Here is an 8,001-nt window from a genome sequence, read left to right as displayed (position 1 = left end):
CCTCCGCCGCGAAGTCCTCCAGATCACACCGGACCGCGGCCAACTCCCCACCCAGCACACCCAGTCAACGACACACCCGATCAAACGGACACGCCACCGGCGAGTGAACCTGACCAAGCACTACTAGGGCCCGGGCGGCGTGCTTGAGCAGCAGGTGGACGTCGCACGCCTCCATCACGGGCCCGTAGGGGAAAGTGACTTCGATCTGGCCGGGACCTGCTTCGGCCTTGATGGCTTCGACGGGGGCTCCTGCTCCGGCCAGCGCGGATTGCAGGCGTCGAAGGAAGCGATCCAGGGCCGGGGGGTGATCGAGCGCGTAGTCCAGGTTCGTCGCGCTCACCGCGACCAGCGGCTGCCCAGGCTGGGGGCTGGTGGAAGGGCGGCCTCTGTAGAGGGCGAATTCACTCTCCAGCCCGACCTGCACCTGCAACCCATACACGGCCCGGAGATGTTCGAGTTGGGTGCGCAGGATCTGCCGCGGGGCCACGGCCACCGGTTGCTCGGTGCCGGCGAAGGCGTCGCTGAGGACGAGCGCGGTCCGCGGCATCCAGGGCAGCAGCCGCAGCGTGCCCAGATCCGGGACGACCTTCAGGTCGGAGTAGCCGTCCTCCCAGGAGGTCAGGGCGAAGCCATCGACCGCATGCATGCCGACGTCTGTGGCCAGCAGGTAGGCACACATCTCGGCGTGGTTACCAGCTACTCGGGTCAGGAAGTGCCGGGCGTCGTACCGCTTGCCCTTCAGTCGCCCTTGCAGGTCGGGCAGGGCCAGCAGCACTGTGTCGATGCGACCGTCCTCAACCGCGGCCCGGAACTCCTCCAGACGGAGCGGACCTGAGCGGCGAAGACGACCCGCGTCTCGTTCCGGCTGTCGCGGGGTGGACGCGGCCAGGCGAGGCGAAGTGTTGAGTGGGGAGGAGTGCATCAGATGACCTCGCCCTCCAGGTCGGCCAGGTCACGGTCAGCCGGCCCGGCGGGCGCGGCGTAGCTGTGCTTGGCCCTCCACCACCACACGGTCGCCGCAGCCAGCACCGCGATGAGCGCAACGGGTGCGTAGTTGAACGTGCTGACAGTCACCGGATAGTGCTGCGGCAGGCAGAACAGGACCGTCACGAACACGACCCACGCCACCGCCACGGTGCCGACCGGGACGCCCCAGAGGCCCAGGCCCCACGGGCCGGGGGTGAAGCGGCGCCGGTACCGGATGCGAAGGAAGATCGGCAGCGCGTAGGCGGGGGTGATGCCGATGACGTTGATCGCGGTCACCGCACCGTACGCCGTCGCGCTGTAGAGCGACGGGAGCACCAGCACCGCCGCCGCACCCACCGACAGCCACACCGCCGCCTTCGGCGTGCCCTCACTCACCCGCTGCCACAGCTGCCAGCCGGGCAATGCCCGGTCCCGAGAGAAGGCGAAGACCATCCGTGAGGCGGCGGCCGTACCGGCGGTCCCGCAGAACAGCTGCGCGGCAATCACGATCAGCAGCAGGGCCTTGGCCGCCTCCGGACCGAGCGCATCGTGGAAGATCTGCGCCGGCGGCACGTCCGCGTGCTGGGCGGCGGTGTAGTCCTGGATGGCGAAAGTGAGACCGGCCAGCAGGACAAACCCCGCGCCCCACGACCAGACGATCGCCCGCATGATGCCCTTCGGGGCGGCGATCTGTGCGTTGGTGGTCTCCTCCGACAGGTGCGCGGAGGCGTCGTATCCGGAGAACGTGTACTGCGCCAGCAGCAACCCGATCAGCGCGACGTACCACGTCGAGCCGAAGCCGGTGTCGTTGACGAACCGTGTGAAAACGAACGACGCGGACTGGTGATGAGAGGGAACCAAGGTCAAGGCGGCGACGATGAGGGCGACACCGGCCAGGTGCCACCACACGCTGACCACGTTCAGCACGCTGACCAGACGCACGCCCTGCACGTTGAGCACGGCGTGCAGCAGCAGGACCGCAAAGAAGATCACGAATGTTGTGCCCGGACTTACCGCCACGTCGAATTGCAGGTTGAGGAAGGCGGAGATGAACTGGGCGCACCCGTAGTCGATGCCAGCGATGGCGCCTACCAGGCCAAGTAGGTTGAGCCAGCCGGTGTACCAGCCCCACCGCCGCCCTCCGAGCTTGTGCGCCATGAAGTACAGGGCGCCGCTGGTGGGATAGGCGGAGGTGACCTCGGCCAGGCCGGCGCCGACGAACAGCACCATGGCCCCGACGGCCACCCAGCCCCACATCATGACCGCGGGACCACCGGTCGCCATGCCGAAACCAAACATGGTCATGCACCCCGACAGGATGCTGATCACGGTGAAGCTGGCCCCCGCGTTCCCGAACGCGGTCATCCGGCGAGCCAGCTGTTGCTTGTAGCCCAACTCCCGCAGCACCAGGTCGTCAGACCTGGAACCGGTGGAGCGATGGGACGAGCGAGACACGAGAAGACCTCCAAGCACAGAACGGACCGAGCTCTGGGGGAGCCGGTGCATGTCAACCAGCGGGATATGCGGGCGGGTGCACAGCAGGGCCGCGACGCGGGGCGCGTCTCCTTGCGGACTCTGCCTCGGCGCGGGCGCGCAGGAACATGGACTTGGCGGCGTCCGGCTGATTCCCGTAGTCGTGCACCGACGCCCACGGCTCCCCAGCTGCATACGGCCCCAGGGCGTCGAAAACCTCGAACGCCTCGTACAGCTTGTGCCCCGCCCACAGAGCACAGGCCAGATAGCTGAGGTCGGATACCGAACGCAAGGCCGGTTCTGTGCGGCGGAACCACTGGTGGTACGCCTTGAGGGTGTAGCCGATGGTGGGCTCCTCGGCCCACTGAAGCCGCCACGTCGCCGGTCGATGCCACCCGCCATGACGCCGGTACTGAGCCGTCAGCGCGTACAGCGGCAACAGCAGCAGCGGTGACCCCTCGCGTGCCCACGACGCCACCCACCGGCCGAAGTCCATCACCTCCGCCAGCGCCCCCGCCTCCGCCACCTGCCGGGCCAGCAGGAACTGGATCATCCGGTGGTAAGCCTCTCGGCTCCCGGGATCACGCCGGTTGACCTCGTACAACAACCTCCACGGGCCCGTCGGCAACATGGGCTCGGGGGCCCGCGCACTGTGCTCCCGCCACACTTGCTGCACGTCGACCTGCGCCAGTGTGAGGAGACACAACCACGGCACAGGATCACGCCACTCACGACGGGTCATCGCCATCGCCGTGGCCCTTGCCCGCTGCTCCAGACTCCCCGCAGCGCCGTGCTGCTGACGGTGCGATCGCAGCGCCCGCTCCATCGACACCCGGGCCAGCATCACCTGCGCGTCGTAGCTGTCCGGCTCCTCGGCGAGCCACGCTTCCACCACATCGGAGCCAGCCGCCAAGATGCCCAGCACCTGGGTACGGAAACTTCGCAACGGCCAGTTCGAGCCGGTCTCGGCCAGGAGATCACGCATCGCCATCCACCGGCCGACCCGCAGCTCCGTCATCGCCGCACGCAGACCATCGTCCGTACCGGCGGGGTCATAGACCGGAACCATCAAACCATCCCCTTGCAGGCAACCAGGCGCAGAGCGGTCACTTGGAGGACCACGACCATTCGGCCGGTCAAGATCGACCCAAACCGGGACGGCTGACCTATCGGCATGAAGACAGTCATCGAGGTTCTCAAACTCTAGGGAGGGAGCCTCGCCAAGGCCGACGAGGAGCCACACAGCAACTGAGGAATCACAGTGCGAGGGACCTGGATGACAGCCGAATAGCCTGATCTCGGATGGTTCGTCGCCACCGTGCACTGCAGGAGTACCAGAGTGATGCAGAAACCCCCGCTGCACACATTTCCCAGGTGATATCACTGGAGTGATTTCGTTTTCGTCAGGGGAAGTTGAAGCTCTACGAGCATGCTCAACGGGGAGGCAGAGGTGCTTGCGCAGTCGCCGAGATGCTGCGAACAGTGCGGCTGCCAACTGAGCCAGTACAACTCGGGAACGCTGTGCTCGGCCTGTCTTCGTTCACGCGCCCTGAATCAACATGCCGCTTCCGTCCCAGAACGTGTATGGCGCAGCCCAGAGGTACAACAGGCGTTAGCCGCCTGGGACTTCGGCAAGGCGACTCGCCTGATCCGTCAGCAGGGTTCTCTGCGCCAGGACGACATTTCCCAACTGACCGGCCTGAGCCAGGGGTTCTTGTCGATGCTTGAGTCGGGGCGGCGCCGCCTGACCAACATCGACAAGATCGGCGAGTTCCTCGCTGGCCTCGGCGTTCCCTCCGAGCTGGCACCCCTCCCGCTGCCCCGTCGCGTTCATCCGCCCCGAAACCTGTATTCCGACGACCTCGACCCGGCCTTGCCGTGGACGACGGGCCGTATGGTGGCCGCACTGAGCACCGCGGCTGGAGGGAACGCCATGGACCGCCGACGATTCCTAACGGTGAGCGGGTTGGCGCTCACCGCCTTCGTGCACCACTGGAGCACGGCCGAAGCCGAGCCGCTGATTCGAGCCGCACAGGGAAGTCGCCTCACACACGAGCTCCTTGACAGCCTGCAAGCGACCACGGACAATCTGCGGCTCACCGACGCGAGCGCCGGAAGCGGCACGCTGGCCGACCTCGGCACCGCTCACCTGGAGCTTCTCAAACGACTCGTCGAGCAGTCGACATACGGCGAGGACACCGGACGGCGCCTCGCTGCGATCACCGCGGACACCGCCATCCAAACCGGATGGTTCACCTTCGACGCCGGCAATCGCGACCGCACCCTCGCATACTTACTCGCTGCGCTCCGTGCTGCGAAAGCCTCCGGCGACGCACGACTCGGAGCCGGCGCTCTCTCCTACCTGGCCATCCACGGCTACTCCACCGGTGCACCACGAAGCGCCGTGACCGCGGCCCAGGCAGCACGCGAGAAGATCAAGCACCTTGGCGCCCCCGCCCTGGAGGCCATGCTGCTCACCCGGCAGGCTCGCGGACACGCAAAACTCGGCGAACGCCAAGCCGTGCTCACCGCACTCGGGCAAGCCGCCGAGCTGTGCGCTCAGGGACGCTCGGAGCGTGACCCGCGCTGGCTGTATTGGATCAACGCAGGTGAGATCCACGGCCAGTCCGGCAGCTGCTACCTCGATCTCGACGACCCGAAGCGAGCGGTCGTCAGCTTCACGCAGGCGCACGCTGAACCCCGCCGATCAGCGAACGCGAGGGCTCTTCCTGGCCCGGGCCGCATCAGCCCACCTGCGGCAGGGCGATGCCGAAGCAGGGTGCGACACCGCGCACAGGGCACTCGACCTCGCCGAACAGCTCCAGTCAGCCCGCATGAACGAGCACATCGAGACAATGGTCGGCGACCTCCATACGGTGGGGAACGCCACGTACGCTCGGGAGCTAATGGACCGTGCCGCCGCCGTGACGGGAACGAGGAAAACAGCGTGACAGGAGCCCAGCAGACCCTCATCCTGTGGGACATCGACCGCACGCTGCTCTATGTCGGCGACATCGACCGCCAGGTGTACCGCGAGACCTTCGCCGAAGTCGTCGGCCGCCCAGCCGAACACCTGCCGGCGCGCGGTACCGGCGTCACCATGCCCCTCGCGATCCGGTCGCTGCTCCTGGACAACGGTGTGCCGGAGCCAGCCGTCCCTGACCTGTTGCCGCGAATGGTGGAGCTGCTGCCCAAGCGGCTCGCCGCTCACAGTGAAGACCTACGGCACCAAGGGGTTCTCATGCCCGGAGCGGTGGCCGCACTCCAAGCTGTCCACGACCACCCGCGCTGGGTGCCGACGGCCGTCACCGGGAACCTCAAGCTGAACGCGCTGCTGAAGCTCGCGGCCTTCGACCTCGACGGCTACCTCGATACCGAGATCGGCGGCTTCGCCTCCGACGACGGCCATCGGCCCGCGCTCGTGGGCATCGCACAGAGACGCGCGCAGGCCAAGCACGGGACAGTCTTTACACGCTCCAACACGGTGATCATCGGAGACTCCCTTGAGGACGTCCGCACGGGACTTGAGGGCGGTGCCTCGGTCCTTGGTGTGCCCTCGGGCAAGACCTCCGCACAGGACCTCAAGGAAGCGGGGGCCGATGTTGTTCTCGAAAGTCTGGAAAACGTACAGCAGCTGGTGGATGCGATCACTTTCAGCACAGCCTGAACGGTGACTCCTAGTCTGCAGACGGAAGGTCACGTCAGGCCCCATACACCGGTCACCAGCCAACGTGCACCAAAGGCCGCACCTCCGCAACGGTGACCGCAGCGACCAAGGGATCTGGCGGCGATCGCCATCGGCCTCCTGCCTATTTTGGCGGGGCCCAACTCACCGTTCGGGGTGTCGACTGCGTTCATCTTCAGCGCGCGTAGGACGATCTCCTGTCCCCGCTTGCAGAGGCATCGAAGGAGGGCAATATCACTGGTGTGATGTCCCTAGAGTGGCGCCACCCATACGCTTGAGTGCCAGCGGACAGGGAACCGCTGTCAGCTCGTGCTAGCACGGGCGTCGACTGCGGAGTGCTCAAGTCCGATACGGCGACGATGGCAGCCCTGACGTCTAATTCGGCGGATCTGGGACGTCACGGCCTGTCGACCAGCCGGGTCGATGGGGTCGCTAGAAGCCGTCTTGAAGCAAGACGGACCGACTCCTAGGAAGTTCGCATGTCTGAACTCAGCAGTGCGGCAGAGCGGCTTGCTGCTCTCTCTGTGTCTAGTCGGCTGACTCTGCTCGCGACTGTAGCCGAGCGAGAGAGCAGAGGCGATGACTGTTCCATGAGTGCAGTCGCGGCCGCAGTCGGCCGAGATCCGAAGTCTATGGTGAAGGATGCTGTGCGGCTCAAAGAAGCCGGACTGGTGTCCATCGAAGGGCACATTCTTTCAGCGGATCTCTCAGCCCTGGGCGTGGCTGCTGACGCGATCGATGCCACCTTGCCCGTGACTCGTTTGCTGGCTGAGGACCCTGATCTCGAACGGTTCTTCAAGCACGGGAGGCTCGTCAAACTTCCGGAGAATCCCGACTACCGGTGGCGTGTTGCACAGCTTCTTGCGCGGCTCCTTCCTCCCGGCCGGCAACTGTCGGAGTCCGAAGTGAACGACTTGCTGAGTCAAGCGCACTCTGACTACGCAGCCTTGCGGCGGCTTCTCGTTGACCTGAAGTTGGTGACTCGAGCCGCAAGCAGCGGCTATCAGAGAGTCGCGTGACGCTGAGGTGCGGTTGAGGACAAGACGTAAATGCGTCACTTCAGCCGTGCAGCAACACCCTGAATCCCGCTGACGTGCCCGTCTGCTCATGCAGACGCGCACATCAGCGGGATATGTTTCGATCTACGCTCCTGCCTGGAACTGCGAGGCAGGCTTAGGGCGACCAGGTCAGGCGCCGCCCCAGGCGTGCGCTGTGTCCACCTCTAGTACGATGCGCTCGGCCGCTTGCTTGATCCCTTCTGGATCCCCTACTGAGAGCGTCCAGGAGAAGTGGCCAATCATGATCCGGAGTACGGCGAGATGCCTCAGCGTCGCCAGTCGCTCGGGATCGAACTTGCTTTGCCGTTCGTAACCAGAGATCAACTCGCTCGCTTGAGTCAGAGGAGAGTCAAAGAAGCAGTCCCACCAGCCGATATCCATCTCTGGTGGACCGCTTTTGGCTGCCTCCCAGTCGATGACGGCGGCAATGCTACCGCTCTCCACAATGACGTTGTCAGGGCTGAAATCGCCATGCAGCAGGCTGGGAGAACAGTCATCGAGCATGGACCGATGCGTATGCATTAGCGCCATTGCCATGTCCAGGACCCGATCAGAGGCCGGCTCAATTCGCCGGGCATCGTCCAGCTTTCTCTCCAGTCCATCAATGAACCAGTCACCGAACTTGGCATCGGTTCCATGAAGGGTCGCATCCACGGAACCGAACCCCGTGGTGTTCAACTGGTGGATCCTGGCTAGTAGTGCTTGGTCAGGTTCACTCGCCGGTGGCGTGTCCGTTTGATCGGGTGTGTCGTTGACTGGGTGTGCTGGGTGGGGAGTTGGCCGCGGTCCGGTGTGATCTGGAGGACTTCGCGGCGGAGG

6 protein-coding genes are annotated in these 8,001 nt (G+C 65.4%); 2 read left to right on the top strand and 4 right to left on the bottom strand.

The window, feature by feature from the left end; translation table 11 throughout:
• Positions 1-64 precede the first annotated feature (64 nt).
• The 3 genes from ACLJT4_RS41995 to ACLJT4_RS41985 all read right to left on the bottom strand — a co-directional run bounded on the left by ACLJT4_RS41995 (position 65) and on the right by ACLJT4_RS41985 (position 3,508).
• Positions 65-775: a hypothetical protein gene (locus ACLJT4_RS41995; protein WP_411130407.1), complete on the bottom strand. Its 711-nt coding sequence runs from the start codon at positions 773-775 to the stop codon at positions 65-67.
• A 146-nt stretch (positions 776-921) separates the two neighbouring features.
• Positions 922-2,472 (bottom strand): amino acid permease, encoded by a 1,551-nt coding sequence (locus ACLJT4_RS41990; protein ID WP_411130406.1) that lies wholly within the window; start codon positions 2,470-2,472, stop codon positions 922-924.
• A 1-nt stretch (position 2,473) separates the two neighbouring features.
• Positions 2,474-3,508 carry a hypothetical protein gene (locus ACLJT4_RS41985; protein ID WP_411130405.1) on the bottom strand — a complete coding sequence of 345 codons (1,035 nt, stop codon included), beginning with the start codon at positions 3,506-3,508 and terminating at the stop codon, positions 2,474-2,476.
• Positions 3,509-3,868: 360 nt separating this feature from the next.
• Between ACLJT4_RS41985 and ACLJT4_RS41980 the strand changes: the two genes are divergently transcribed.
• Positions 3,869-6,106 carry an HAD hydrolase-like protein gene (locus ACLJT4_RS41980; protein ID WP_411130404.1) on the top strand — a complete coding sequence of 746 codons (2,238 nt, stop codon included), beginning with the start codon at positions 3,869-3,871 and terminating at the stop codon, positions 6,104-6,106.
• A gap of 608 nt (positions 6,107-6,714) precedes the next feature.
• Positions 6,715-7,143 carry a DUF2087 domain-containing protein gene (locus tag ACLJT4_RS41975; protein WP_411130402.1) on the top strand — a complete coding sequence of 143 codons (429 nt, stop codon included), beginning with the start codon at positions 6,715-6,717 and terminating at the stop codon, positions 7,141-7,143.
• 168 nt (positions 7,144-7,311) lie between these two features.
• Here the strand turns inward: ACLJT4_RS41975 and ACLJT4_RS41970 are convergent.
• Positions 7,312-8,001 (bottom strand): phosphotransferase family protein (locus ACLJT4_RS41970; protein ID WP_411130401.1); only part of this gene is annotated, 690 nt, incomplete at its 5' end.

This window comes from Streptomyces sp. x-19 (assembly GCF_046549115.1).
Lineage (GTDB): Bacteria > Actinomycetota > Actinomycetes > Streptomycetales > Streptomycetaceae > Streptomyces > Streptomyces albulus_C.
This window is presented reverse-complemented; position numbering and strand designations above follow the sequence as displayed.

Excerpts from the sequence above, each read along its gene's own strand:
- ACLJT4_RS41990 (WP_411130406.1), bottom strand. The coding sequence starts at position 2,472 with ATGCACCGGCTCCCCCAGAGCTCGGTCCGTTCTGTGCTTGGAGGTCTT.
- ACLJT4_RS41985 (WP_411130405.1), bottom strand. The coding sequence starts at position 3,508 with ATGGTTCCGGTCTATGACCCCGCCGGTACGGACGATGGTCTGCGTGCG.
- ACLJT4_RS41980 (WP_411130404.1), top strand. The coding sequence starts at position 3,869 with ATGCTCAACGGGGAGGCAGAGGTGCTTGCGCAGTCGCCGAGATGCTGC.
- ACLJT4_RS41975 (WP_411130402.1), top strand. The coding sequence starts at position 6,715 with ATGAGTGCAGTCGCGGCCGCAGTCGGCCGAGATCCGAAGTCTATGGTG.